23 protein-coding genes are annotated in these 25,821 nt (G+C 73.9%); 10 read left to right on the top strand and 13 right to left on the bottom strand.

All coding sequences use genetic code 11. From position 1 onward, the window contains the following. The first annotated feature begins 70 nt into the window (after nt 1–70). Nucleotides 71–1,441, top strand: coding sequence for a cystathionine beta-synthase (locus GA0070214_RS06450; RefSeq protein WP_091260213.1), 1,371 nt, complete (start codon nt 71–73; stop codon nt 1,439–1,441). A 49-nt stretch (nt 1,442–1,490) separates the two neighbouring features. Here the strand turns inward: GA0070214_RS06450 and GA0070214_RS06445 are convergent, their stop codons facing one another. The 9 genes from GA0070214_RS06445 to GA0070214_RS06405 form a co-directional block, all read right to left on the bottom strand. Further along, a complete protein-coding gene (locus GA0070214_RS06445; RefSeq protein ID WP_091260211.1) occupies nt 1,491–2,441 on the bottom strand; it encodes a S1C family serine protease in 951 nt (316 codons plus the stop codon). Nucleotides 2,442–2,485: 44 nt separating this feature from the next. Further along, a complete protein-coding gene (locus GA0070214_RS06440) occupies nt 2,486–2,995 on the bottom strand; it encodes a GNAT family N-acetyltransferase (RefSeq protein ID WP_091260209.1) in 510 nt (169 codons plus the stop codon). After that, on the bottom strand, nt 2,992–3,921 hold the full coding sequence (locus GA0070214_RS06435) for a ribonuclease Z (RefSeq protein ID WP_091260207.1): 930 nt from the start codon (nt 3,919–3,921) through the stop codon (nt 2,992–2,994). Before GA0070214_RS06435 ends, GA0070214_RS06440 begins: the two co-directional genes overlap by 4 nt. Before the next feature lie 336 nt (nt 3,922–4,257). Then, complete coding sequence (locus GA0070214_RS06430) at nt 4,258–5,433, bottom strand: osmoprotectant NAGGN system M42 family peptidase (RefSeq protein ID WP_091260206.1); 1,176 nt, start codon at nt 5,431–5,433, stop codon at nt 4,258–4,260. Then, nucleotides 5,430–7,256 carry an N-acetylglutaminylglutamine synthetase gene (ngg, locus tag GA0070214_RS06425; protein ID WP_091260204.1) on the bottom strand — a complete coding sequence of 609 codons (1,827 nt, stop codon included), beginning with the start codon at nt 7,254–7,256 and terminating at the stop codon, nt 5,430–5,432. Before ngg ends, GA0070214_RS06430 begins: the two co-directional genes overlap by 4 nt. 2 nt (nt 7,257–7,258) lie before the next feature. Further along, nucleotides 7,259–9,043, bottom strand: a complete 1,785-nt coding sequence (locus GA0070214_RS06420; RefSeq protein ID WP_091260202.1) for an N-acetylglutaminylglutamine amidotransferase — start codon at nt 9,041–9,043, stop codon at nt 7,259–7,261. A gap of 203 nt (nt 9,044–9,246) precedes the next feature. After that, nucleotides 9,247–9,909 (bottom strand): peptide-methionine (S)-S-oxide reductase MsrA, encoded by a 663-nt coding sequence (gene msrA, locus GA0070214_RS06415; RefSeq protein ID WP_091260199.1) that lies wholly within the window; start codon nt 9,907–9,909, stop codon nt 9,247–9,249. Between the two features lie 57 nt (nt 9,910–9,966). Beyond that, nucleotides 9,967–10,398: an HIT family protein gene (locus GA0070214_RS06410; RefSeq protein ID WP_091260197.1), complete on the bottom strand. Its 432-nt coding sequence runs from the start codon at nt 10,396–10,398 to the stop codon at nt 9,967–9,969. A 127-nt stretch (nt 10,399–10,525) separates the two neighbouring features. Then, entirely contained in the window at nt 10,526–10,735 is a 210-nt protein-coding gene (locus GA0070214_RS06405) for a hypothetical protein (protein ID WP_091260195.1), read from the bottom strand. A gap of 95 nt (nt 10,736–10,830) precedes the next feature. On the opposite strand from GA0070214_RS06405, the gene GA0070214_RS06400 reads away from it, so the two are divergent. From GA0070214_RS06400 to ilvA, 4 genes are read left to right on the top strand one after another with little or no spacing between them, the layout of a single operon-like run. Then, a complete protein-coding gene (locus tag GA0070214_RS06400) occupies nt 10,831–11,973 on the top strand; it encodes a cystathionine gamma-synthase (RefSeq protein ID WP_091260194.1) in 1,143 nt (380 codons plus the stop codon). A gap of 16 nt (nt 11,974–11,989) precedes the next feature. Then, nucleotides 11,990–13,402, top strand: coding sequence for an amidase (locus tag GA0070214_RS06395; protein ID WP_091260192.1), 1,413 nt, complete (start codon nt 11,990–11,992; stop codon nt 13,400–13,402). A gap of 44 nt (nt 13,403–13,446) precedes the next feature. Next, entirely contained in the window at nt 13,447–14,367 is a 921-nt protein-coding gene (locus GA0070214_RS06390; RefSeq protein WP_091260188.1) for a DUF4328 domain-containing protein, read from the top strand. Continuing rightward, nucleotides 14,364–15,584, top strand: a complete 1,221-nt coding sequence (ilvA, locus tag GA0070214_RS06385) for a threonine ammonia-lyase (RefSeq protein WP_091260186.1) — start codon at nt 14,364–14,366, stop codon at nt 15,582–15,584. Before GA0070214_RS06390 ends, ilvA begins: the two co-directional genes overlap by 4 nt. 130 nt (nt 15,585–15,714) lie before the next feature. On the opposite strand, the gene greA is transcribed toward ilvA, so the two are convergent. Together greA and GA0070214_RS06375 are read right to left on the bottom strand one after the other, a co-directional pair. After that, nucleotides 15,715–16,215: a transcription elongation factor GreA gene (gene greA, locus GA0070214_RS06380; RefSeq protein ID WP_091260184.1), complete on the bottom strand. Its 501-nt coding sequence runs from the start codon at nt 16,213–16,215 to the stop codon at nt 15,715–15,717. Between the two features lie 146 nt (nt 16,216–16,361). Further along, nucleotides 16,362–16,796, bottom strand: a complete 435-nt coding sequence (locus GA0070214_RS06375; protein ID WP_091260181.1) for a DUF4307 domain-containing protein — start codon at nt 16,794–16,796, stop codon at nt 16,362–16,364. Nucleotides 16,797–17,008: 212 nt separating this feature from the next. Between GA0070214_RS06375 and mca the strand changes: the two genes are divergently transcribed. From mca to GA0070214_RS06360, 3 genes are all read left to right on the top strand, one after another. Continuing rightward, entirely contained in the window at nt 17,009–17,890 is an 882-nt protein-coding gene (gene mca / locus GA0070214_RS06370) for a mycothiol conjugate amidase Mca (protein WP_091260180.1), read from the top strand. A 48-nt stretch (nt 17,891–17,938) separates the two neighbouring features. Continuing rightward, complete coding sequence (locus GA0070214_RS06365; protein WP_091260177.1) at nt 17,939–18,232, top strand: hypothetical protein; 294 nt, start codon at nt 17,939–17,941, stop codon at nt 18,230–18,232. Between the two features lie 216 nt (nt 18,233–18,448). Next, nucleotides 18,449–20,944, top strand: coding sequence for a putative bifunctional diguanylate cyclase/phosphodiesterase (locus GA0070214_RS06360; protein WP_091261400.1), 2,496 nt, complete (start codon nt 18,449–18,451; stop codon nt 20,942–20,944). A 58-nt stretch (nt 20,945–21,002) separates the two neighbouring features. On the opposite strand, the gene GA0070214_RS06355 is transcribed toward GA0070214_RS06360, so the two are convergent. Then, nucleotides 21,003–22,028, bottom strand: a complete 1,026-nt coding sequence (locus tag GA0070214_RS06355) for a phosphatidylinositol-specific phospholipase C domain-containing protein (protein WP_091260175.1) — start codon at nt 22,026–22,028, stop codon at nt 21,003–21,005. A 215-nt stretch (nt 22,029–22,243) separates the two neighbouring features. Between GA0070214_RS06355 and GA0070214_RS06350 the strand changes: the two genes are divergently transcribed. Both GA0070214_RS06350 and GA0070214_RS06345 read left to right on the top strand, forming a co-directional pair. Then, complete coding sequence (locus tag GA0070214_RS06350; RefSeq protein ID WP_091260173.1) at nt 22,244–23,137, top strand: hypothetical protein; 894 nt, start codon at nt 22,244–22,246, stop codon at nt 23,135–23,137. 84 nt (nt 23,138–23,221) lie between these two features. Then, nucleotides 23,222–25,258, top strand: a complete 2,037-nt coding sequence (locus tag GA0070214_RS06345; RefSeq protein ID WP_091260171.1) for a thioredoxin domain-containing protein — start codon at nt 23,222–23,224, stop codon at nt 25,256–25,258. Here GA0070214_RS06345 and GA0070214_RS06340 read toward each other — a convergent pair. Continuing rightward, nucleotides 25,251–25,811, bottom strand: coding sequence for a PadR family transcriptional regulator (locus GA0070214_RS06340; RefSeq protein ID WP_091260169.1), 561 nt, complete (start codon nt 25,809–25,811; stop codon nt 25,251–25,253). The two genes, GA0070214_RS06345 and GA0070214_RS06340, sit on opposite strands and share 8 nt — an antisense overlap. Nucleotides 25,812–25,821: the final 10 nt, after the last annotated feature.

Below are 25,821 nucleotides of genomic sequence, written 5' to 3'. Positions count from 1 at the left end.
GTACCCTGGGCGACGAACTGACGACTTACCGGCCGCCCCACGACGGCGGCGCGACGAAGGGCACAACGAGGTGCAGTACTACGACAACGTGGTCGAGCTGATCGGCAACACCCCGCTGGTCCGCCTGCGCAACGTCACCGAGGGCATCCAGGCGACCGTGCTGGCGAAGGTGGAGTACGTCAACCCGGGCGGTTCGGTGAAGGACCGGATCGCGCTGCGGATGGTCGAGGACGCCGAGAAGGCCGGCCTGCTCCAGCCGGGCGGCACGATCGTCGAGCCGACCAGCGGCAACACCGGCGTGGGGCTGGCCCTCGTCGCCCAGCTCAAGGGCTACAAGTGCGTCTTCGTCTGCCCGGACAAGGTCAGCCAGGACAAGCAGGACGTGCTGCGGGCGTACGGCGCCGAGGTCGTGGTCTGCCCGACCGCCGTGGCGCCGGAGGACCCGCGCTCCTACTACAACGTCTCGGACCGGCTGGCCCGGGAGATCCCCGGCGCCTGGAAGCCCAACCAGTACAGCAACCCGGCCAACCCGCGCTCGCACTACGAGACCACCGGCCCGGAGATCTGGCGGCAGACCGAGGGGCAGCTCACCCACTTCGTGGCGGGCGTCGGGACCGGCGGCACCATCTCCGGCATCGGCCGCTACCTGAAGGAGGCGTCCGAGGGGCGGGTCCGGGTGGTCGGCGCGGACCCGGAGGGCTCGGTCTACTCGGGCGGCACCGGCCGTCCCTACCTGGTCGAGGGCGTCGGCGAGGACTTCTGGCCGGAGACCTACGACCGCACCGTGGCCGACGAGATCGTCGAGGTCTCGGACAAGCAGTCCTTCGAGATGACCCGGCGGCTGGCCCGCGAGGAGGGCCTGCTGGTCGGCGGCTCCTGCGGCATGGCCGTGGTCGCGGCCCTGGAGGTGGCCCGCAAGGCCAACCCGGATGACGTGATCGTGGTGCTCCTGCCGGACAGCGGCAAGGGCTACATGTCCAAGATCTTCAACGACCAGTGGATGGCCCGGTACGGCTTCCTGGACAACTCGGGCGCCGAGCCGACCGTGGCCGACGCGCTCGGCGGCAAGCCGGGCGGCCTGCCCGAGCTGGTGCACGTGCACCCGACCGAGACGGTCCGCGACGCGATCGACTACATGCGGGAGTACGGCGTCTCCCAGCTCCCGGTGCTCAAGGCCGAGCCGCCCGTGGTGACCGGCGAGGTGGCCGGCTCGATCGCCGAGAAGGACCTGCTCGACGCGCTCTTCACCGGCCAGGCCCACCTGCACGACACGATCGAGCGGCACATGGCCGACCCGCTGCCCATGATCGGTGGCGGCCAGCCGGTCAGCGAGGCGGTCACGCTGCTCGAGAAGGCCGACGCCGCCCTGGTGCTGGTCGACGGCAAGCCCAAGGGCGTGCTGACGCGGCAGGACCTGCTCGCCCACCTCGGCGCGCGCTGACGGACCGACACGAGGGCCGCACCCCGCGCGGGGTGCGGCCCTCGTCGCGTCACCGGCCCAGCTCGGCGGGCACGGCGACGACGTCGACGAAGGCGCCGCGACGCAGCACGGTGACCGGGAGGCGGGCGCCGATCGCCGGGCCGAGCATCAGCCGCTGCAGGCCCTGACCGTCCTGCACGGGCCGGCCGCCCGCCGCCACGATCACGTCGCCGAGGTAGAGCCCGGCCACCCCGGCCGGGCTGCCCGGCACCACCTCGACCACCCGCAGCCCGCGCCGCTGCCCGGTCCGCGCGGTGATCTCCGGCGGCAGCGGCACCGGCACCCCGGCCACGCCCAGCCAGGCCCGGCGGACCCGGCCGTCGCCGGTGAGGTCGGCGATGATCTGGCGGGTGGTGGCGTTCACCGGCACGGCCAGCCCGAGGCCGTAGCCGGCGACCGCCGTGTTGACCCCGACCACGCGGCCGGCCGAGTCGGCCAGCGCGCCGCCGGAGTTGCCCGGGTTGAGCGCCGCGTCGGTCTGGATGACGTCCTCGATGAGCCGGGTGACCCGCCCGTCCCGGGCCGGCAGCGACCGGCCCAGCCCGGAGACCACCCCGGCGGTGACCGACCCGGCCAGCCCCATGGGGTTGCCGACGGCGACGACCAGCTGGCCGATCCGCAGCCGGTCGGCGTCGCCCAGCTCCACCGGCGGCACGGTCACCCGCTCCGCCCGGAGCACGGCCAGGTCGGAGAGCGGGTCCGCGCCCACCACCCGGAAGCCGGTCTCGGTGCCGTCACCGAAGGCGGCCGACCCGTCCCGGGCGCCCTGCACCACGTGGGCGCTCGTCAGCAGCAGCCCGTCCGGGCCGATCACCACGGCCGAGCCGGCGCCGGCGCCGCGCGGGGTCCGCACCGACAGGGCGGCAACGCTGGGCAGCACCCGGGCGGCCACGCCGGTCACCACCCGGGAGTACGCGTCGAGCGCGGCGTCCTCCGCCCGCTCGGTGTGTTCGGTGTCCATGCCGGTGCCAACGCGCCGGCATCGACGCCCATGCCCCGATCCGCTCAGAGCGAACGGGCGTAGCGGAGCTGGGGGACGAGGACGGTGCCGATGACGTCGTCGCGCTGCCCGCCGGTGGCGGTCCAGCCGCCCCGCTCGTAGAAGCGGCGGGCGGGCGCGTTGTCCCGGAGCACCCAGAGCACCGCCCGGGACCAGCCGCGGGCCCGCATGGCGTCGAGGGCGTCCACCATGAGCGCCCGCCCGGTGCCCCGCCCGCGCTCGGCCGGCTCCAGGTGGATGGCGTTGAGCAGGCCGGTGGCCGGGTCGCCCTCGTCGTCCGGCCCCAGGTAGCTGAAGCCGACGAGCCGGCCGTCGCGCTCGGCCACGGTCATCCGGTGGTCGGCGCCCTCCCAGGTCACCCGCTCGGTCCAGTACCGGCCCATCGCCTCCGGGGTCGGGTCCGCCAGCGCCTCCGGCGGCAGGAACGACGCGTACGCCGCGACCCGGGACCGCTGGTGCAGGGCGCCGACGGCCATGAGGTCGGCGCCGGTGGCGGGGCGCAGGGAGACCGTCACCCGGCCGAGGCTACCCGCCGGGGCGGCACCTGAACGGTCATCAGGTCCTCGGCGATCACCAGCTCCCCGGTGAAGTGCGCGCGTGCCTCGTCGGCGAAGCGGCGCGGGTCCGCGTACCGCTGGGAGAAGTGGGTGAGCACGAGCGTGCGTACCCCCGACTCGGCCGCCACGCGCGCGGCCTGGCCGGCGGTGAGGTGGCCGACCTCGGCGGCGAGGGCGGCCTCCGGCTCCAGGAAGGTCGACTCGATGACCAGCAGGTCGGCGTGCTCGGCCAGGGCCCACACGCCGTCGCAGAGCCCGGTGTCCATGACGAAGGCGAACCGCTGCCCCGGCCGGGTCACGCTCACCTCGTCCCGGGTGACGCGGCGCCCGGCCACGTCCAGGTGGCCGTCGCGGAGGAGCTGGCCGACCGCGGGGCCGGCGATGCCGTACGCCGACAGCTTCTCCGGCAGCATGCGGCAGCCGTCCGGCTCCACGAGCCGGTAGCCGTAGGTCTCGACGGGGTGCCGCAGCCGGCGGGCCTCCAGCGTGCCGATGCCCAGGCTGATCCGCTGCCCGTCGGCCTCGATCGGCTCGACCGCCAGCTCGGCGGCCTCGTAGAAGCTCGACGCGTGGTGCAGCCGGGCGAAGTATTCGGCGCCCCCGGCGGGGAAGTGCACGGCCACCGGGTGCGGGACCCGGTCCAGGGAGAGCCGCTGGATCATGCCGGGCAGGCCCAGGCAGTGGTCGCCGTGGAAGTGGGTGACGCAGATCCGGGTCAGGTCGGTGGCGGAGATCCCGGTGTGCAGCATCTGCCGCTGGCTGCCCTCGCCGGGGTCGAAGAGCAGCACCTCGTCGTCCCAGCGCAGCAGGTAGCCGTTGTGGTTGCGCTGCCGGGTGGGCGCCTGGCTGGCCGTACCGAGGATCACCAGCTCGCGCATGGACACGCGGGGCCTCCTGCCGCAGACATGAAGCGACCCCCGGGGCTTCCGCGCTCGCGCGCGGGCCGGCTGGACTGGGCCGGCACCCCGGGGGTCGGGTGGCTGTCGTGGTTTCGCCGCACCGCTGCCACACGGTCTCGACGATGGTGCCTGATGCCCGCCTCGCGGCGGACGGTGTTTCACTGTCGAGGACAGCGGCTAGCGGACAGCCACCTCACGAGTCCGATTGCTATACAAGTCTGGACCACCTCCTTTCCCGTGTACCGCCACGCTATCGACTTCCCGGTGAGCCCGGCAACGGATTTGGATCACAGGCGGAACGGGAATCCGGCGCGCCCCGGCTCAGTCCAGGCCGATCGGGCCCTCACGCGGGCCCTCCTCGGAGGCCGGCTGGACGGCCAGCGACGGGAAGTCGGCCAGGTCGCCCTCGGGCTCCGCGTCCCACTCGGGGAAGACCAGCGGCTTCTGGAGGTAGAGGCAGAGCAGCTGGGCGAGGTGCCGCAGCCCGTCCAGGTGGGTGCGCTCGTGGCCGTGGGTGGCGTCCACGCCGAAGCCGAGCAGCGCGACCCGGGCGTGCGCGCCCGCCTCGACCGCCGCCGCCACGTCCGAGCGGTAGTAGTCGAAGACGTCCCGGACCAGGTGGACGCCGTGCTCCCGGGCGATGGCGGCAAGGTGCCGGGTGAGGTGGTAGTCGAACGGGCCCACCCCGTCGCCCATGGCGAGCGTGGCGGCGTCCTCCCGGGACTGCTGGCCGGGCGCGACCACCGCGGCGTCCACCGAGACGATCTCCGCCACGTCGGGGTCGAGGCCGTGGCTCGCGCCGTGCCCGATCTCCTCGGTGACCGTGACCAGCAGGTGCGCGGTGACCGCCGGCGTGACGCCCGCGTTGACCAGCGCCTTGAACGCGGTCAGCACCGCCGCCACGCCGGCCTTGTCGTCCAGGTGCCGCGACTTCACGTACCCGCTCGGGGTGATCGTCGGGTGGGCGAGCAGCGCCACGAAGTCCCCGGCGTCGACGCCGAGCGCCCGGAGCCCGGCCTCGTCGGTGACCGGCTCGTCGACCCGGACCTCGACCACCTCCCAGCCGACGCCCTGGAGGTCGACGCCCTCGTTGTAGCGGTGCCCGCTGGCCTTCAGCGGCAGCACCTGGCCGGTGATCACCCGGTCCAGGTCGTCGGTGAAGATCCGCACGTGGGCGCCCTCGGCGAAGCGGGCGCTGTGCGTGCCGATCGGCTTCACCTCCAGCCGGCCGTTGTCCTTGAGCCGCTTCACCATGCCGCCGATGGTGTCGGTGTGCACCACGACGGCCCGGTCGGCCCCGGTCTCCCGGGGGCCGGGCAGGCTGGCGCTCAGCGCACCGCGCCGGGTCAGCGTCGAGCTGATGCCGAGCGCCGAGAGCCGCTCGCCGACGTACTGCTGCACGTGGTCGGTACGCCCCGACGGGCTGGGGATCTCCAGCAGCTCGACCAGCACCTGGCGCAGGTAGTCGAGGTCGAGCTCCAGCGGCTTCGGGCTCACGCGGCCCCTCCCGTGCCGGCCGGCGACCAGAGCCGCTGCGGCGCCCGGGTGCCGGGGAAGAGCAGGTCGACGAAGCGCTCGGCGGTCGGCTGGGGCTCGTGGTTGGCCAGGCCGGGCCGCTCGTTCGCCTCGATGAACACGTGCTCCGGCCGGTCGGCGGCGGGCACCAGCAGGTCCAGCCCGGTGACCGGGATGTCCAGCGCCCGGCTGGCCGTCACGCACGCCTCGGCGATGGCCGGGTGCAGCTCGGCGGTCACGTCGTGGATGGTGCCTCCGGTGTGCAGGTTGGCGGTCCGGCGGACGGCCAGCACCTGCCCCTCGGGGAGCACGTCGTGCATCCGGTGGCCGGCATCGGCCACCACCTCGCGGGTCATGTCGTCGATGGGGATGCGGGACTCGCCGCCGGTGGCGGCCGCGCGGCGGCGGCTCTGCCGCTCGATCAGCTCGGTGACGTCGTGCACCCCGTCCCCGGTGATCTGGGCGGGCCGGCGGACCGCCGCGGCCACCACCTCGTGGTCGATGACGACCACCCGCAGGTCCTCGCCCTCCCGCAGTTCCTCGATCAGCACGTCCGGGCAGAACCGGCGAGCGAGCTCGACCGCGGCGGTGAGCGCCTCGGGCGTGCGTACCCCGACCGTGATGCCGTTGCCCTGCTCACCCCGGGCCGGCTTGACCACCACCGGGCCGACGTCGGCCAGGAACGCCAGGTCGTCGGCGTCGCCGGTGGCCGTGCGGCCGCGCGGCACGGACAGGCCCGCCTCGGCGAGGATGCGCCGGGTGACCCGCTTGTCGTCGCAGCGGCTCATGGCCACGGCCGAGGTCAGCTCCGAGAGCGACTCGCGGGTGTGTACCGTCCGGCCGCCGATGCTCAGCCGCAGCTCACCCCAGCGCGGATCGGTCACCTCGACCCGGATGCCGCGCCGCATCGCCTCGTCCGCGACGATCTTCGCGTACGGGTTCAGCTCGTCGTACCCGGCCGGCATGGCGGGTAGGAAGAGCCGCTCGTTGATCGGGTTCTTCCGCTTCACGCAGAGTGTCCCGGTGCGGTGGAAGCCGAGCCGCTCGTAGAGGCGGATCGCCCCCGAGTTCTCGGCCAGCACCGACAGGTCCACGTACCCCCGGCCGCGCGCGTCGAGCCGGTCGGCCAGCGCGGTGAGCAGCGCCTGGCCGGTGCCGGGCGGCGCCGTGTTGAAGTCCACGGTCAGGCACCAGAGGCTGGCGCCGTTCTCCGGGTCACCGAAGACCGCGACGTGGTCCACCCCGGTGATGGTGCCCACCACCTCGCCGGTCGCGTCCTCGGCGACCAGGTGCAGGAACCGGTCGGTGGCGGCGTTGTCGACAAGCACCTCCACGGGCGCCGTGACCATGCCGTTGCGGGCGTAGATGCGGTTCACCGCGTCCGCGTCGGCGGCGTCGCGCAGCGGCCGGACGGCCAGCCCCGGGATCTCGGCGCCCTCGGTGGCGGCCGGCCGGTGCTCGCCGAGCGGCAGCCGGTAGGTCAGCGACGGGTCGATGAACAGCTCGTCGGGGAGGCGGGAGACCAGCACGTGCGGGTCGCGCAGGTAGATGCAGATGTCCCGGGCCCCGACCGCCTCGGAACGCAGCACGTCGGCGACCTCGACCTGCTCGGCGAAGGTCTGCCCGAAGACCAGCCGGCCCCAGCCGCAGTCCAGCACCACGCCGGACCCGTCGCCCGAGCGGCGGTCGGGCTCGGGGGTGCCGGGGGCCACCGGGTCGCCGCCCGGGCCGACCCGTTCCCGGCGCCGGCCCAGCACCCGTTCCCGGTCGGTCGGTGCCGTTCCGGTTGCGAGGGTGTCGGTCACGGTCAGTCGATTCCGTGGCTCTGGAGCCACATTTCCAGGAGTCCCAGCTGCCACAGCTTGTTTCCGTTCAACGGGGTCAGTTCGGCGTTCGGGTCGGCGAGCAGCGCGTCGACGTAGTCGGCGCGGAACAGGTCGCGACGGCGGGCCTCGGGGGCGGTGAGCGCGTCGCGTACCCGGTCGAGGAGCTTGTCCTCCAGGTGGGTGAGGCCCGGAACGGGGAAGTAGCCCTTCGGCCGGTCGATGACCTCGTGCGGCAGGACCCGCCGGCCGATCTCCTTGAGCACGCCCTTGCCGCCCTGGGCCAGCTTCAGCTCCGGCGGGCAGCTCGCGGCCAGCTCGACGAACTCGTGGTCGAGGAACGGCACCCGGGCCTCCAGCCCGTGCGCCATGGTCATGTTGTCGACCCGCTTGACCGGATCGTCGGTGAGCATGACCTGGGTGTCGATGCGCAGGCCGGCGTCCACCGCGGTCTGCGCCCCGGGCCGGCCGAGGTGCGCCGCCACGAACTCCCGCGCCGGGTCGCCGTCGGCAAGCCACGCGGGACTGAGCACCCGGGCGAGGCCGGCAGCGTCGCGGTCGAAGAACGCCCTCGCGTACGTCTCCAGCGCCCGCTCCCGGTCGACGCCGGCCAGGGGCGGGTACCAGTGGTAGCCGCCCAGGATCTCGTCCGCGCCCTGGCCGGACTGGACCACCTTGACGTGCCGGGCGACCTCCTGGCTGAGCAGCCAGAACGCCACGCAGTCGTGGCTCACCATGGGCTCGCTCATGGCGGCGACGGCGGCCTCCAGCGGCGGCAGCAGGTCGCCGGTGGGCACCCGGATCTGGTGGTGGTCGGTGCCGAAGGTCTTCGCGACCAGGTCGGAGTAGACGAACTCGTCGCCCTCCCGGCCGCCCACCGCGTCGAAGCCGATGGAGAAGGTGGCCAGCCCGGACTGCCCCTCGCCGGCCAGCAGCGCGACCACGAGGCTGGAGTCGAGCCCGCCGGAGAGCAGCACGCCCACCGGCACGTCGGCCACCATCCGGCGGCGGACGGCCGTGGTGAGCGACTCCAGCAGCGCGTCCTGCCAGTCCCGCTCGGACCAGCCGGCCCGCTCGGCGGCCCGGGTGAAGGCCGGGTCCCAGTAGACCCGGTCGCGGCGGGTGCCGTCCGGCTCGTACACCCGGACCGTGGCCGGGGGGAGCTTGGCGACGCCGCGCAGGATGGTCCGCGGGGGCGGCACGATACTGTGGAAGCTCAGGTAGTGCGCGAGGGCCACCGGGTCGATGCCGGTGTCGACGCCACCGCCGGCGAGCAGCGCCGGCAGGGTCGAGGCGAAGCGCACCACGCCGGGGCTCTCGGCCAGGTAGAGCGGCTTGATGCCGAGCCGGTCCCGGGCCAGCACCAGGCGGCCGGTGTCCCGCTCGCTGATCGCCACCGCGAACATGCCGACCAGGTGGTCGACGAAGTCGAGCCCCCACTCGGCGTACGCCTTGACGACGACCTCGCTGTCGCCGGAGGAGAAGAAGCGGTGCCCCCGGGCCTGCAACTCCTCGCGCAGCTCGCGGTAGTTGTAGATGCAGCCGTTGAAGACGCCGGTGAGCCCGGCGGCCGGGTCGACCAGCGGCTGGCCACTGGCCGCCGAGAGGTCGATGATCTTCAGGCGGCGGTGGCCGAGGGCGACCGGCCCCTGCGACCAGACCCCGCTGTCGTCCGGTCCCCGGTCGCTCATGGTGGCCGCCATCCGCTCCACCGCCGCGACGTCGGCCCGCGACCCGTCCCGCCGGAACTCTCCTGCCAGTCCGCACATGCCCGGCAATGCTGCCAGAGGATGTTGCAGTTCGCCTGTTGAGCTGATGTCGGGGACGTTACGTCTTTGCTAGGATGCGCGGCCACGCCGAACCGGTGGCTGGCCTCGGTGAAGATCCGATGGGCGGGCGGGCCGTGTGCCCGAATCGGGCCGGGCCCACGGTGTGACAAACACCGCAGGCCCGGAAACGGACACCGGGTCGCTCAGCCGGCGGTACGGGCCACGCCCACCGGGCAGCTCAGCCCGTTGGGGCCGTGGTTGCAGTACCCGTTCGGGTTCTTGGTCGGCGCGAGGTACTGCTGGTGGTAGTCCTCGGCGAAGTAGTAGTCGCCGAGGCGGGCGATCTCCGTGGTGATCTCACCCTTGCCGGCCCGCGCCACGATCGGCGCGAAGGCGTCCCGCGAGGCCTGCGCGGTGGCCAACTGCTCGTCGGTGGTGGCGTAGATCGCCGACCGGTACTGCGTGCCGACGTCGTTGCCCTGGCGCATGCCCTGGGTCGGGTCGTGGTTCTCCCAGAAGACCTTGAGCAGGTCCTCGTAGCTGATCCGCGACGGGTCGTAGACCACCTGGACGACCTCGGCGTGCCCGGTCATCCCCGAGCAGACCTCCTCGTACGTCGGGTTGGTGGTGTAGCCACCCGCGTAGCCGGCCGACGTGGTGAGCACGCCGGGGAGGGTCCAGAACAACCGCTCGGCACCCCAGAAACAGCCCATCCCGAAGACGGCGACCTGCGCGCCCTCGGGGAAGGGGCCCTTCAGCGAGGACGGCAGCACCTCGTGCCGGTCGGCGATCGGCATCGCGATCGAACGGCCCGGCAGGGCCTGGTCGGGAGAGATCATCTCGGCCTTCATGCGGCGAAGGAACACGGTGGGACTCCTCTCTAGGCTTTCCCAGCGTGTGCAACAGCGCCGGTTCCCGGTTCCTTACCCGACGGTCCCGTCCTCAGCCAGCGCGGCGGCGATCCGACCCGCGAAGTCCCCGGCCTCGGCGTCGTCGGCGTAGCGGGTCCGGGGCCAGAAGAAGCCGCGCAGCCCGTCGCCCTTCGTCCGCGGCACCACATGGGTGTGCAGGTGGGGGACCGACTGGGACACCTTGTTGTTCATGGCCACGAACGTCCCGCCGGCACTCAGACCGGCCTCCACGGCCACGGCGAGCCGCTGCACGAGCCGGAAGTAGCCGGGCAGCGCGTCGGCCGGCAGGTCGGCCAGGGTGACCAGGTGGGTGCGCGGCACGACGAGCACGTGCCCCTTGAACACCGGCCGGGTGTCCAGGAGGGCCACGCCGTCCGCCTCGTCGGCGACCCGGAACGCGGGCACCTCGCCCGCCACGATCCCGCAGAACACGCACCCGCTCACCCCGCCAGGCTAGGCGCTGCCCCGCGATCTTGCCGGTTCCGCGCCGATCTTGGGGAGTTGCCGTCCGCGTGGAACGGCAACTCGCCAAGATTCACGTCGAAGGACCGGCGAGCCGCGTCCGCCGAGGTCAGGGCTGATCGAGGTACGTGTCCCAGCCGTCATCGGGGATGCCGGTCGGGCCGGTCTCCCCGTTCGCCAACCGACGCCGGATGTCCGCCCCCGGGCGCACCGGCAGACTGACCCGGCCCCGGTCGGGGCCGGCCAGGAGCCCCAGCGAGGCGGGAATCCGGTCGGCCACGCCGAGGAGGCGGGACGGCAGCGCTCCGGTCGGGGTCACCGAGCCAGTATGGCCGACCGGTCGGACAACCTTCCGGTTGTGACGCCGGGCGGGTTCCACGCGGTGGGACGGGCGGGCGGACTAACGTCTCGGGAATGAGTCACGGCTTCGAGACGCTCGCCATCCACGCCGGTCAGGACCCGGAGGCCCGCACCGGCGCGGTGATCCCGCCGATCTATCAGACCAGCACCTACGCCCAGGACGCCGTCGGCGCTCCCCGTGAGGGCTACGAATACAGCCGTTCCGGCAACCCGACCCGGGACGCGCTCCAGGAGTGCCTGGCGGCGCTGGAGGGCGGGCCGGTGGGCCTCGCCTTCGCCAGCGGCCTGGCCGCCGAGGACACCCTGCTGCGGACCGTCTGCAAGCCGGGCGACCACGTGGTGATCCCGGACGACGCGTACGGCGGCACCTACCGCCTGTTCGCCAAGGTGGCCGAGCGCTGGGGGCTTGACTACACCCCGGCGAAGGTCTCCGACCCGGAGGCGGTGCGGGCCGCGATCCGTCCCGGCGCCACCCGGATCATCTGGGTGGAGACGCCGACCAACCCGCTGCTCGGCATCGCCGACATCGCCGCGCTGGCCGCGGTCGCGCACGACGCCGGCGCGCTGCTGGTGGTCGACAACACCTTCGCCTCGCCCTACCTCCAGCAGCCGATCGCGTTCGGCGCGGACGTGGTCGTCCACTCCACCACCAAGTACATCGGCGGACACTCCGACGTGGTGGGTGGCGCCCTGATCGCGGCCGACCGCGCGCTCGGCGAGGAGCTGCGCTACCACCAGAACGCGATGGGCGCCGTGAACGGCCCGTTCGACGCCTGGCTCACCCTGCGCGGCATCAAGACCCTCGGGGTACGCATGGACCGGCACTGCGACAACGCCGAGCGGATCGCCGCCTACCTGGACGGTCACGCCAAGGTCGCGCAGGTCATCTACCCGGGCCTGCCCGCGCACCCGGGTCACGAGGTGGCCGCCAAGCAGATGCGCCGGTTCGGCGGGATGATCTCCTTCCGTGCGGCGGGCGGCGAGGAGCACGCCGTGGAGATCTGCAACCGGGCGAAGCTCTTCGTGCTCGCCGAGTCGCTCGGCGGGGTCGAATCCCTGATCGAGCACCCGGGACGGATGACACACGCGAGCGCTGCCGGCTCGCCGCTTGAAGTTCCCGGCGATCTCGTGCGACTGTCTGTCGGCATCGAGACGGTCGACGACCTGCTCGCCGATCTGGAGCAGGCGCTGGGCTGACCGCTGGCTGGGGAGGATGGCCGTGCAGGACATCATGCCGACGACCTGGGTGGGGGCGACCGCCAAGCAGATCGCCCGGGGCGTACGCCGGGGTGACGTCTCCGCCACCCAGGTCGTGGCCGACCACCTCGACCACGTCGCCCGGGCCGACGCCGAGCTGGCCGCGTTCCGCACGGTCCGCGGCGGCGAGGCGATCACCGAGGCGGAGAAGGTCGACGAGCAGGAGGACCTGGCCAACCTCCCCCTGGCCGGTGTGCCGGTCGCGGTCAAGGAGAACACCCCGGTGGCCGGCCTGCCGACGTGGAACGGGTCGGCCGCCGTGCGTACCCCGGTGGCGGAGGCCGACCACGAGGTGGTCCGCCGGCTGCGCGGCGCGGGCGCGGTGATCCTCGGCGTGACCCGCATGCCGGAGCTGGGCCTCTGGGCCCTGACCGACGACGAGACCGGGGTGACCCGCAACCCCTGGGATCCGGCGCGGACCCCCGGCGGCTCCTCCGGCGGCGCGGCCGCCGCGGTGGCCGCCGGGCTGGTGCCGATCGCGCACGGCAACGACGGCCTCGGCTCGATCCGCATCCCCGCCGCCTGCTGCGGCCTGGTCGGGCTCAAGCCGGGCCGGGGCGTGGTGCCCTGCCAGCTCGGCGCGGACGACTGGTTCGGCCTCACCGAGCACGGCATGCTGACCGGCACGGTGGCCGACGCGGCGGTCGGCTTCTCCGTGCTGGCGGGTCGCCGGCCGGACAAGCTGGTCCCGCCGCCTCGGCTGCGGGTCGGCGTCTCGCTGCGCTCCCCGGTGCGGGGCGTCTCACCGGACGCGCCGAACCGCGACGCGGTCGCCGCCGCGGGCCGGCTGCTCGCCGCCGCCGGGCACGACACCGTCCCCGCCGACCCGGTCTACCCGACCCGGCTCGGCCTCCAGGGCATCGCCACCTGGTTCGCCGCGGCCGCCACGGAGGTGCAGGCCGCGGGCGTGGAGCGGCGCGGCCTCCAGCGGCGCAGCCGCCGGCACGTCGCGCTCGGCGAGTGGGCGCAGCGCCGGGGGTACGTGCGCGAGGCCGACCGGGCCGCCTGGCGCGAGCGGTCGGTGAGCTTCTTCGCCGACCACTCGGTCGACCTGCTGCTCACCCCGGCGCTCGCCGGCCCGCCACCGGAGGCCGCCGGCTGGTCCGGCCGCTCCTGGCTGGCCAACATGAAGGCCAACATCCGGTACGCCCCGTACGCCGCGCCCTGGAACATCGCCGGGCTGCCGGCGATCGTGGTGCCGGTGGGCCGCCGACCGGACGGCCTGCCGGTCGCCGTGCAGTTCGTCGGCCCGCCCGGCTCGGAACTGCTGCTGCTCGGCGTCGCGGGCCAGTTCGAGATGCAGGCGCCGTGGCAGCGGCACGCCCCCGGCTATCCCCGGGTCGGGACGGGGTCGCCGACCCTCGCATGATCGTCTAGCGTGTGCGCACCTCACGCACACCGGGACGGTCATCCATGCGCTGCCACACCTGCGGGGACGAGACATCCCCCGCCGACAACGAGTGCCAGAACTGCTACACGCCGCACGGCCAGCCCGCCCTCGCCCCGGGCGTGCCCACCTACTCGGTGCGCGGGATCGGCCTCGCCGCCTCCGTCGCGGTCGGCGCGGCCGCGCTGCTCTACGCGTTGGCGGCACTCTTCCCGCTGGCCGGCGTCGTGCTGGCCGGGCGCGCGAGGGAGAGCCAGGACCCCGACGTGCTGCTCGGCGCCGTGCTGCTCGAGGTGGTGCTCTCGCTGCCGTTCCTGGTGGCCTACCTGACGGCCGCCGTACTGGTGATCATCTGGACCTGGCGGGCCCGGAAGAACCTGGACGCCTTCCCGGGTGCGCTTCCGCACCTCGGGGCCGGCTGGGCGATCGCCGGCTGGCTGGTGCCGTTCGCCAACTTCGTGGTGCCGGCCCGGGTGGTCGCCAACGTCGCCCGGGACAGCCTCTGGAAGCGGTTCACCCCGGGGCTGGTCTGGATCTGGTGGGCGGCGTGGCTGGCTTTCAGCGTCGGGGAACGCCTGGTCAGCCGGCGCGACGACCGGGCGTACGCCCGGCTGCCCGAGGAGCCCCGGTTCGACACCGAGTTCCGGTGGTACGCCGACTTCTACCGGGAGGCGCTCGGCTGGCACCTCATCCCGCTGGTCGCCTGCCTGGCCGCCGCGGTGTCGCTGATCGTGCTGATCCGGCGGATCTCCGTGGCCCAGGAGCAGCGGATCGCTCTCGGCGCGCCGGCCTGGCCCGTTCCCGCCGGCTGGCCGGCACCCGGCATGCCGTTCGGGTACGCCCACCCGGCCCAGCCGGCCGTCGCGCCGTCACCGCGGGTGGCGGCGGAGCCGACCGTGGCGTCGCCGCAGGTTCCCCCGGGCCCGGGTGGCACGATCGGGGCATGACGGAACTGGTCGGTCTCGCCGACGTACAGGCCGCGCGGGAACTGCTCGCCGGCGTCACCCGCACCACCCCGCTGGAGCCGTCCCGGCCGCTCAGCGCCGCGCTCGGCGGGCCGGCCTGGCTGAAGTGCGAGAACGTGCAGCGCGCCGGGTCGTACAAGGTGCGCGGCGCGTACGTGCGGATCTCCCGGCTCTCCGCCGAGGAGCGGCAACGCGGGGTGGTGGCGGCCAGCGCCGGCAACCACGCCCAGGGGGTGGCGCTCGCCGCCGGCCTGGTGGGCGCGCACGCCACGGTCTTCATGCCGGTCAACGCGCCGTTGCCGAAGGTGGCCGCGACGAAGGGGTACGGCGCCCAGGTCGAGCTGGTCGGCAACACGGTGGACGAGGCGCTGGTCGCGGCGCAGACCTTCGCCGAGCGGACCGGTGCGGTGTTCATCCACCCGTTCGACCACCGGGACGTCATCGCCGGTCAGGGCACCGTCGCCCTGGAGATCCTCGAACAGTGCCCGGACGTGAAGACCATCGTGACCGGCGTTGGCGGCGGTGGCCTGATCTCCGGCATGGCGGTGGCCGCCAAGGCGCTGCGCCCCGACGTACGTGTGATCGGGGTGCAGGCGGCGAGCGCCGCCGCCTTCCCGCCCTCGCTCAAGGCCGGCGAGCCGGTCCGGCTGCCCTTCTTCTCGACGATCGCCGACGGGATCGCGGTCGGCCGTCCCGGGGACCTGACCTTCACCCACGTCCGCAAGCTGGTCGACGAGATCGTGACGGTCTCCGAGGAGGACATCTCCCGGGCGCTGCTGATGCTGCTGGAGCGCGGCAAGCAGGTGGTGGAGCCGGCCGGTGCGGTCGGCGTGGCGGCACTGCTGGCCGGGTTGGTCGAGGTGCAGGCGCCGGTGGTGGCGGTGCTCTCCGGCGGCAACATCGACCCGTTGCTGATGCTGCGGGTCATCGAGCACGGCCTGGCGGCGGCCGGCCGCTACCTGCGGGTCACCGTCCGCTGCACGGACCGGCCGGGCCAGCTCGCCTCGCTGCTCGGCGAGATCGCCGAGCACCGGGCCAACGTGGTCGACGTGGTCCACCAGCGGGCCAACCCGCACCTGCGGCTCGGCGAGGTGGAGGTGGCGCTCTCGGTGGAGACCCGCGGCGTGGAGCACTCGGACACCCTCATCAGCGCCCTGCGCGCCAGCGGCTACCAGGTGGTCTTCGCCGGCGAGGGGTGAGCTCGCCGCGGAAACGCGACCGCCCCGGCCGGACGTGCCGGTCGGGGCGGTCGGGATTGGCTCGGGGCCGAGGAGCCTGTCAGCCTCGGTCGGGTCGGACCCGAGCCGTCCGGCGCGGGTCCGGAGGCGGTCAGCCGGAGAACGGCTCGAACTTGACCACCGTCACCTTGATGTCGGCGCCGCTGGGCGCCGTGTAGGTGCAGGTCTGGCCGGCCTTGCCGCCCAGGATCGCCTTGCCGAGTGCGGACTCGGGGCTGTAGACGGTGAGGTCGGTCGTGGAGGCGATCTCGCGGGAGCCGAGCAGGAAGGTCTCCGTGTCGTCGGCGTCGTCGTCGAAGTAGATCGTCACGACCATGCCGGGCGACACGGCGTCGGCGGTCGGGGCCTCGCCGACCTTGGCCGTGCGGAGCAGCTCCTTGAGGTAGAGGATGCGACCCTCCGCCTTGCCCTGCTCCTCGCGGGCGGCGTGGTAGCCACCGTTCTCCCGCAGGTCGCCCTCCTCGCGCCGGGCGTTGATCTCGGCGGCGATGACCGGCCGGTTGGCGATGTGCTCGTCGAGCTCGGCCTTCAGACGGTCGTATGCGTCCTGGGACAGCCAGGTGGCGGGCGCCTCGTTGTCATTGGTGGACACAGGCGAACTCCTCGTTGGTGCGGACTGGCTGACAGGTGAACTACCAAGTTACCAGTGCCGGGCACGTCAGGGTGTCGCCGATCACCCCGGGTGCCGGCCGCGGGACCCGGGGTGCGTGTGGCCCGGCGGCTCGCCGGGTGCCCGGCTCAGCCGGCCGGTCGGCAGCGCAGCACCTCGCCGATGAAGGGCCGGGCGCTGGTGGGCACCTCCTGCCGGGACCGGACGTGCCGCTCGCCGGGCGGGGCGGTCACGGTGGCCTCGAGATGGCCCACGTCGGCGCCGTCGTGGGAGCGGGCCCGCAGCAGGCAGGTGGCCGAGCCGCCCTCCGGGACGGTGACCCGGAAGTCGACCGTCACGCTGGAGTCGGTGATCCCGGTGTAGGTGATCACCTCGGCGCGGTAGTCCGGATCGCCGTACTGGTTGTAGAGGCGTGCGGCGACCAGCCCGAGGAGCGCCAGCAGGACGACCGCCACCAGAACGGGCAGGATCGGGCGGCGGCGCCCCGGCTCCCGGCGGCGGCCGTAACGGCCGGGCGGGAAGACCGGTGCACCCGGTGCGACTGTGGCGTGCGTCTCGCTCACCGGCGGGTATCTCCTGGCGTTGTTGTCGGCGGCATCGGCAAGAATGGCAGAGTCCATCTTCCCAGCCCGGCGCTGAGTCAAGGATGGCAGGTCGGCCCCGCCGCCGATCGGCCAGCACGGGGGCTTTCGCGGGCACGGGGGAGATTCCGGCAGGTCAGCCGGGCGGGCCCGGGCGGGCCGGGCCCGGTGGGCACAGACGAGGAGCGCCGAAGGTGGCAGAACAGCTGCGGCTCATGGCGGTGCACGCCCATCCCGACGACGAGTCGAGCAAGGGCGCGGCCACCATGGCGAAATACGTCGCCGAGGGGGTGGATGTCCTGGTCGTCACCTGCACCGGTGGCGAGCGGGGCAGCGTGCTCAACCCCAAGATGGACCGGCCCGACGTGTGGGCCAACATCGGCGACATCCGGCGCGCCGAGATGGACGCGGCCCGGGCCATCCTCGGCATCGAGCAGGCCTGGCTCGGTTTCGTCGACTCGGGCCTGCCCGAGGGCGACCCGCTGCCGCCGCTGCCGGACGGCTGCTTCGCCCTGGAGGACGTCGAGGTCGCGGCCGCCCCGTTGGTGCGGCTCATGCGCCAGTTCCGTCCGCACGTCGTCACCACGTACGACGAGGAGGGCGGCTACCCGCACCCCGACCACATCATGACCCACAAGGTGACCGTGGCCGCCTTCGAGGCCGCCGGTGACCCGGAGCGCCACCCCGAGCTGGGCGAGCCGTGGCAGCCGCTCAAGCTCTACTACGACGTGGGCTTCTCCCGAGCCAAGATCATGGCGCTGCACGAGGCGATGCTCGCCGCCGGCCTGGAGTCGCCGTACGGGGAGTGGATGAAGCGCTGGGAGGACCGCGCCGACAAGGGCGAGCGGATCACCACCCGGGTCGACTGCGCCGAATACTTCCCGGTCCGCGACGACGCGCTGCGCGCCCACGCCACCCAGATCGACCCGGACGGCTTCTGGTTCCAGGTGCCGATGGACCTGCAGCAGCGCGCCTGGCCGACGGAGGACTTCCAGCTCGCCCGCTCGCTGGTCGACAGCCCGCTGCCCGAGTCCGACCTCTTCGCCGGGGTGCGCGAGACGTGCCGTGCCCACTGATTCCCCGGCGGGCTACGCTGGTGGTCAGCCGCACATCGGAGGAACACCATGCTGACCACCGCCCAGGTGCTCGCGGAGAACAACTTCGGTGACACCCGCACGGGTGGTCTGGCCGGCCCGATGGGCCTCTTCCTCATCGTGCTGCTGGCCATCGTCACCGTCCTGCTGATCCGCAACATGAACGCCCGGCTGCGCCGGCTGCCCGACCGGTTCCCGCAGCAGGGCGGCCCGGCCGAGCCGGGCCGGACCGATGCGACAGTCGCTGATCCGACAGACGGGACCGCCTCGCAGGATTCACCGACTAACGCCCCCAACGGCTCCCAGCAGCGCCGGAACGGCTGAACAGCACGTGAATCACGTCGAAGCCGGTCGTCAACCCCTGTTGCGACCACCGGCTTTGGCTTAGCCTTCCGCCGGGGGGACCGAACGGCCCCGAGCCGTGCGCGGAAGGGGGGCGCCGATGTCGACGGCACCAACGGCCCCTGACCGTGCCCTGGGGCCACCACCGGACGGGGTGGGTCCGTGACCTCCGGCCGGGCCGGCGATCCCCCCGATCGGCTGGGCCTGCGCGGCACGCCGGTCGGAGTCCTCCTGCTGACCTCGGCCGTCGCGATCACCGCCGTGGTGGCCGCCGTTGTCGGCCTCACCGTCCCCGCGCACCTGCCGGCGGACGACCCGCTGCCCGGTCCCGTCCGGTTCGGCGTCGCCGTCGTGGCGTTCGCCGTGGCCCAGCTCGCCCGGCTGCGCTTCCGCACCGCCTCGGGCATGGTCAGCATCACCTGGGGCGAGGCGGCCCTCGTCGTCTGCCTCTACCTGGTGCCGGCCGGCTGGCTGCCGGCCGCGGCCCTGCTCGGCACCGGCGCCGCGTGGACCGCCATGTCCCTGGTCACCGACCGCCGGCCCGCACTGGAACTGGTCCGGATCGCCGGTTCGCTCGCCGCCGCCACCGCGCTGGCCGCCGCCGTCGCCAGCGCGCTCGGCCGCCCGCTGCTCGCCGCGCTCACTCCCGAGCTGGCCTTCGCCCTGACCGCCGGCGCGGTCGTCTACCTGCTCACCAGCGCCTGGCTGGGCGGCGCCGGCCTCGCCCTGCGGCACGGCATCCCCATCGGACCGCCGCTGCTCGCCGCGCTGCGCGGCAAGCTGCTCATGTTCGTCGGCAACGTGGCGGTCGGCCTGGTCGTGGTCACCCTGCTGGAGCTCGACCCGCGCTGGCTGCTGCTCCTGCCGCCGCCGCTCTGGCTGCTCCAGCAGACCTACCGGCACCGCCTCCGGGCCGACCAGGAGCGGCGCACCTGGCGCGCCTTCGCCGAGGCCACCGCCGCGCTCAACCAGCTCGACGAGCGGGGTGTGGCGACCGCCGCCGTCACCGGCGCGCTCACCCTGTTCGGCGCCGAGCTGGTCGAGGTGGACGTGGCGCGGGGTGACGGCCGCTGGCGCCGCTACCGGGCGGACACCGGCGCGCAGGTACGCGACCGGGAGGTGGAGCCACCGTCGGCCACCGGGTCGGGCGAGCAGGAGCTGGTCCGGCGGCTCGCCGTGGGCAGCGCCGAGGTCGGCCAGCTCCGCGTCCGGTTTCCCCGGTCCGCCCCACCCACCGCCCGGGAGGAGGACGGCGTCGCGGCGTTCGGCGACGCGCTGGCCGCCGCCCTGCACGACGCCGCGACCCACCGCGAGCTGCGGCTGGTCACCGCCCGCTCGTCGTACGAGGCGGTGCACGACCAGCTCACCGGGTTGCTCAACCGGGCCGCCCTGCTGGCCAAGGGCGACCAGGCGCTGCGGCAGCGCGCCCACGACCACCCCGTGGCGCTGCTGCTGCTCGACATCAACCAGTTCAAAGAGGTCAACGACACGCTGGGGCACGCGGCCGGGGACCAGCTGCTGCGGCTGGCCGCGAGCCGGCTCAGCACCCTGGCCCGTCCGGGCGACCTGCTCGGGCGTCTCGGCGGCGACGAGTTCGCCCTGCTGCTGACCACGGTCCCGGTGGTCGACGACCGGGCCGCCCCGCTGGCGTACGCGCTGCGCCAGGCTCGGGAGATCGCCGAGCGGCTGGCCGCGCCGACCGAGGTGGCCGGGGTGCGCATGTCGGTCGAGGTGGCGGTCGGCGTGGTGGTCGCCGACGCGGGCACCGCCGACCTGACCGAGCTGCTGCGCCGGGCCGACATCGCCATGTACCAGGCGAAGGAGGGCGGCGGCAGCGTCGCCGCGTACGACAGCTCGCGCGACGCGGCGAGCACCGACCACCTGGCGCTGCTCGCGGAGCTGCGGGAGGCCCTGCAGGCCGACGACCAGCTGGTGCTGGCCTTGCAGCCCGCGGTGGACCTGGCCACCGGCGCCCCGACCGGGGTGGAGGCCCTGATCCGCTGGCGGCATCCGCGCCGGGGCTGGCTCGGCCCGGCGGACTTCATCCGCCCGGTGGAGAACAGCGAGCAGCTCGGCAGCTTCACCCGGTACGTGCTGGACAAGGCCCTCGCGGTGGCCGCCGACTGGGCGCGCGAGGGGCTGGACATCCCGATCTCGGTGAACCTGTCGGCGCGCAGCCTGCTCGACCCGCGGCTGCCCGCCGAGATCGGCGAGGCGCTGCGCCGCCACCAGGTCCCGCCGCACCGGCTGGTCCTGGAGATCACCGAGACGGTGGTGATGAGCGAGCTCGAGGTCATCGACGAGGTGCTGGCCACCCTCCGAGCCATGGGCGTGCAGCTCGCCGTCGACGACTTCGGCACCGGGTTCTCCTCGCTGACCTTCCTGACCCGGATCGCCGTGGACGAGCTGAAGGTCGACCGCTCCTTCGTGATCCGGATGGCCGACTCCCCGGAGGCCGCGGCGATCGTGCGGACCACCGTGGGGCTCGCCCACGAGCTGGGGCTGCGGGTGGTGGCCGAGGGCGTGGAGACCGCCGAGCAGCGGACCGCCCTGGCCGAGCTGGGCTGCACGGCGGCCCAGGGTTACCACTTCTTCAAGCCGATGCCGGCGGACAAGATCGGCGCGGTGCTCGGGTCGCTGCTGGACACCGCGCGCGGCAACGTCTTCCCGCTCCGCGCCGACGGCGCGTCCTGACCCCGCCCGCGCCGCCGGGGCGCTCGCCCCGACGGCGCGGACCGGCCGGTCGCCGGGCTCAGCCGCGGGGCAGCACGTCGTCGAGGACCGTGGGCAGCGCCGCCCAGTCCGCGGAGGCGATGCTGGCGTGCGCCCGGGCCAGGTCGGCCACCCGGGCCGCCGCCGCACCGGCGTCGCCCGTGCCGACCGCGGGCGGGACGTTCTGCGCGTCGGTCATCACGAGCAGGTAGTGGTTCGCGTCGTACCAGGCGGTGTCGATGCCCCCGGTGACGTACGCCGTGGCGTCGCCGTCGAAGAGCACGAACCAGGACCGCAGGCCGGGGTCGGCGTAGCGGGTGCGCGGATCGCCGGCCTGCGCCCGGTGCACGGCCGGGAACGCGCGGGCGCTGCCCAGTGTGCCGGCCGCCGCGAGGCCGGCCAGGTGGCGGGCGTACTCGACGTCGGTCCAGAGCGTGTCGGTCGGGTTGCCCTCCTCGACGGTGCCGGGGATCAGCTCGACGATCACCCGGCCGGCGAGCTGTGCCCGGCTGGGCCAGGCGTCGGCGCGCGCCGCGGCGTCCAGGCCGCTGTGGCCGCCCAGCAGGTCGGCCGGGCGGAACACCCGGTCGCCGAGCCGCGCGGCGAGCACCGCGTCGAGCTGGGCCGGCCCCTGCCCGGTGCGCCCGCTGAAGCCGGTCTTCAGCTCCAGCTTGAGGACCAGCGGGCCGGCGTCGGGGTGGGCGCCCAGCCAGAGCCGGATGTCGTCGAGGCAGTGCTCCAGGTTGCGGTTGCGGGTGCCGCTGTAGAGCTGGGCGGCGCTCGTGGCGGCCACGCAGTTGTTGTCGTTGCCGAGCGGGTTGGAGTGGCTGACCCGCCACTGCCGGGTCAGCACGTCCGGCCAGACGTCCAGCTCGACGAGCCCGGGCCGGGCGTCGAGCGCCTGCGCCAGGTAGGGGTAGGTGCCGCGCTCGTACGCGTTGTGGATCCCGACGCCGGTCGTGGCGGAGAACCGGGTCTCCGGCGGGACCGCGGCGGATGCCGCGCCGGGGGCCAGCGCGGATCCGGTGAGGGCGGCGAGGGCGAGCAGGGCGGGGAGTCTGCGCATGAACCGTCTCCTTCGGACGGCCCGGCGGCGCCGGGCATGCGCTGATTCAAATCAACAAAGATGAATATCGGAAGGACGGATCGTGTCCCTCGGTCGCGTCACCGACACCGGGACCGGACGGGGCAGCGGAATCGATGGCCGATCCCTAACCTTCCTGACGTGGCGGCGCACGACCTGCGTCGCTCTTCATGTCCAACTACGGGGGAGGACAAGCAATGACCCGTTCCTGGCGACGACCCCTGCTCGCCGCAGCCCTGTCCCTGACCGCCGGCGTCGCCGGTCTGGTCGTCTCCACGCCGGCCCAGGCGGGCCTGCCGCAGACCTGGTCGTTCAGCGTGGTGGGCGAGCCGGGCGACCCGATCACCGCCGGCAACTCCTATTCGTACAGCTCCAGCAACCCCACACCCGGCGACGAGATGAACGCCTGGGGCGACACCAACCAGCAGTTCTTCGGGATGGAGTTCTGGAGCAGCGCCGACAACTTCTGGCACCTCACGCTCCAGGCCCCGACGGGCGAGAAGCTGAAGCCGGGCGACACCTACCAGAACGTCGGCCAGCCGTACAGCGATGCGGCGGGCATGAACCTGGACAACGCCGGCTGGGGGCGGTCCTGCTCGCAGAGCATCGGCTCGTTCACCGTCGTCGACGTCGCCTGGGGGCCGTACGGCTACCTGGAGCGGTTCGACGCGACGTTCGACTACCGCTGCGAGGGCGCGACCGGAGGCTCGCACGGCGAGATCCACATCGGGAACCCGCCACCGGTGCCCGCACTCGACGCGACCGTCACGGTGAACCCGACGGCGACGGTCGACAACAAGGGCATCGCCACCGTGCGCGGCACGCTGACCTGCACCCGGGCGGAAACGCTGAGCGTCGACGGCCGCCTGAGCCAGCAGCAGAAGAAGGCGGGCCTGGTCCAGGCGTGGTACTCCACCTCGGTCCCGTGCACCCCGGGCCAGGAGGTGCCCTGGTCGGCCAGCACCTACCCGGCCGACCTCCACTTCGAGCGCGGCACGGCCCAGGCGGTCACCGAGGTGCCCATCCGGGACTTCGTCTACTGGCAGGAGTTCACCGTGACCGACACCTCGACGATCACCCTCACCCGCTGACGGGCCGGCCGGGCCGGGGAACGTCCCCGGTCCGGCCGTCCCGCTCGCGCCGCACCGTCGCCGCGCGCTCGATATGGTCGTCGGGTGAACCGACTCGCCGACGCCACCTCGCCCTACCTGCTTCAGCACGCCGACAACCCGGTCGACTGGTGGCCCTGGTGCGACGAGGCCTTCGCCGAGGCAAAACGGCGCGACGTGCCGGTGCTCATCTCGGTCGGCTACGCGGCCTGCCACTGGTGCCACGTGATGGCGCACGAGTCGTTCGAGAACGAGGGCGTCGCCCAGCTCATGAACGACGACTTCGTCTGCGTCAAGGTGGACCGGGAGGAGCGGCCCGACGTCGACGCCGTCTACATGACGGCCACCCAGGCGATGACCGGCCAGGGCGGCTGGCCCATGACCGTCTTCGCCACCCCGGACGGCACCCCGTTCTTCTGCGGCACCTACTTCCCGCGGGCGAACTTCGTCCGGCTGCTCGGCTCGGTCGCCACCGCCTGGCGCGACCAGCGGGAGGCGGTGCTCCGCCAGGGCGCCGCCGTGGTCGAGGCGATCGGCGGGGCGCAGGCCGTGGGCGGCCTGACGGCCCCGCTCACCGCCGAGCTGCTGGACGCCGCCGCCGACCAGCTCGCCGGCGAGTACGACGAGACGAACGGCGGCTTCGGCGGCGCGCCGAAGTTCCCGCCGCACATGAACCTGCTCTTCCTGCTCCGGCACCACCAGCGCACCGGCTCGGCCCGGAGCCTGGAGATCGTCCGGCACACCTGCGAGGCGATGGCCCGCGGTGGCCTGCACGACCAGCTCGCCGGCGGCTTCGCCCGCTATTCGGTGGACGGGCACTGGACGGTGCCGCACTTCGAGAAGATGCTCTACGACAACGCCCTGCTGCTGCGGGTCTACACCCAGCTCTGGCGGCTCACCGGAGACCGGCTGGCCCGGCGGGTGGCCCGCGACACGGCCCGGTTCCTCGCCGACGAGCTGCACCGGGCCGGCGAGGGCTTCGCCTCGGCGCTGGACGCCGACACCGAGGGCGTCGAGGGCCGCACCTACGTCTGGACCCCCGCCCAGCTGGTCGAGGTGCTGGGTGAGGAGGACGGCCGGTTCGCCGCCGACCTGTTCGGGGTGACCGAGCAGGGCACCTTCGAACACGGCACCAGCGTGCTGAGGCTGGCCCGGGACGTGGACGACGCCGACCCGGCGGTGCGCCGGCGCTGGCAGGAGGTGGTGGGCCGGCTGCTCGCCGCGCGCGACACCCGGCCGCAGCCGGCCCGCGACGACAAGGTGGTGGCCGCCTGGAACGGGCTGGCGATCACCGCGATCGCCGAGTTCCAGCAGGTCGCGGCGCTCTTGGCGGCCCCCGGCGACGAGGACGCCAACCTCATGGAGGGTGTCACCATCGTGGCCGACGGCGCGATGCGGGACGCCGCCGAGCACCTGGCGGCCGTGCACGTGGTGGACGGCCGGCTGCGCCGGGTCTCGCGGGACAAGGTCGTGGGGGAGCCGGCCGGCGTGCTGGAGGACTACGGCTGCGTGGCCGAGGCGTTCTGCGCGATGCACCAGTTGACCGGCGAGGGGCGCTGGCTCGTCCTGGCCGGGCAACTGCTCGACGTGGCGCTGGCCCGGTTCGCCGCGCCGGACGGCGGCTTCTACGACACCGCCGACGACGCCGAGCGCCTGGTCACCCGGCCGGCGGACCCGACCGACAACGCCACCCCGGCCGGCCGCTCGGCGATCGTCGCGGCGCTGGTCGCGTACGCGGCGTTGACGGGGGAGACCCGGTACCGCGAGGCGGCCGACAAGGCCCTGTCGACGGTCGCGCCGATCGTCGCCCGGCACGCCCGGTTCACCGGCTACGCGGCCACGGTCGGCGAGGCGCTGCTCTCCGGGCCGTACGAGATCGCCGTCGTCACCGACGACCCGGTGGGCGACCCGCTGGTGGCCGCCGCGCTCCGGCACGCCCCGCCCGGGGCCGTGGTGGTCGCGGGCAGCGCCGACCAGCCCGGTGTGCCGCTGCTGGCCGGCCGGCCGGCGCTGAACGGTCGGCCCACCGCCTACGTCTGCCGGGGGTTCGTCTGCGACCGCCCGGTGACCACGGCCGAGGACCTCGTCGCCCAGCTCACCTGACCGGCGCCTCGCCCCCGTCGGCGGGGCGCAGCGCCTCGGGCAGCGCGTCGAACCACTCCAGCACCGCCCGCTCGTACGCGAGCCCGAAGCGCAGCGTGGCCACCGCGTACGGTTCGATCTCGTCCGCCTCCGGGGGGAGTGCCGCCGCGGCGGCCTGGTAGTCGGCGAGCCGTGCGGCGTGCGCGGCCCGCTGCGCGCCCAGGTAGCCGGCGAGCCGCTCCGGCGGCAGGTGCCGCCCGAACAGCACGGTCAGCAGCAGTGGGAAGCGGATCGTCTCGTCCGCCGGGGGCCGGGCGGCCCACTCGGCGAACGCCCGGCGCCCCGCCTCGGTGATCTCGTACGGCTTCCGGTCGCGGCGGCCCCGCTCACCGGCCCGGACCAGCCCGGCCGCCGCCATGGCGGTCAGCTCCCGGTAGACCTGGCTCTGGGTGAGTGACCAGAACGCCCCGATCCGCTGCTGGGCCTCGGTGACCAGGTCCCAACCGGTCATCGGGCCGTCGTGCAGGAAGCCCAGCAGTGAGGCGGCGGTGGCGTTCAGCGGCCGGTCGGGCATCGGTTCGGTT

Source organism: Micromonospora chaiyaphumensis, assembly GCF_900091435.1.
GTDB classification, from domain to species: domain Bacteria; phylum Actinomycetota; class Actinomycetes; order Mycobacteriales; family Micromonosporaceae; genus Micromonospora; species Micromonospora chaiyaphumensis.
The sequence above is the reverse complement of the archived record's forward strand: the minus strand, read 5'-3'. Positions and strand labels throughout refer to the sequence as shown.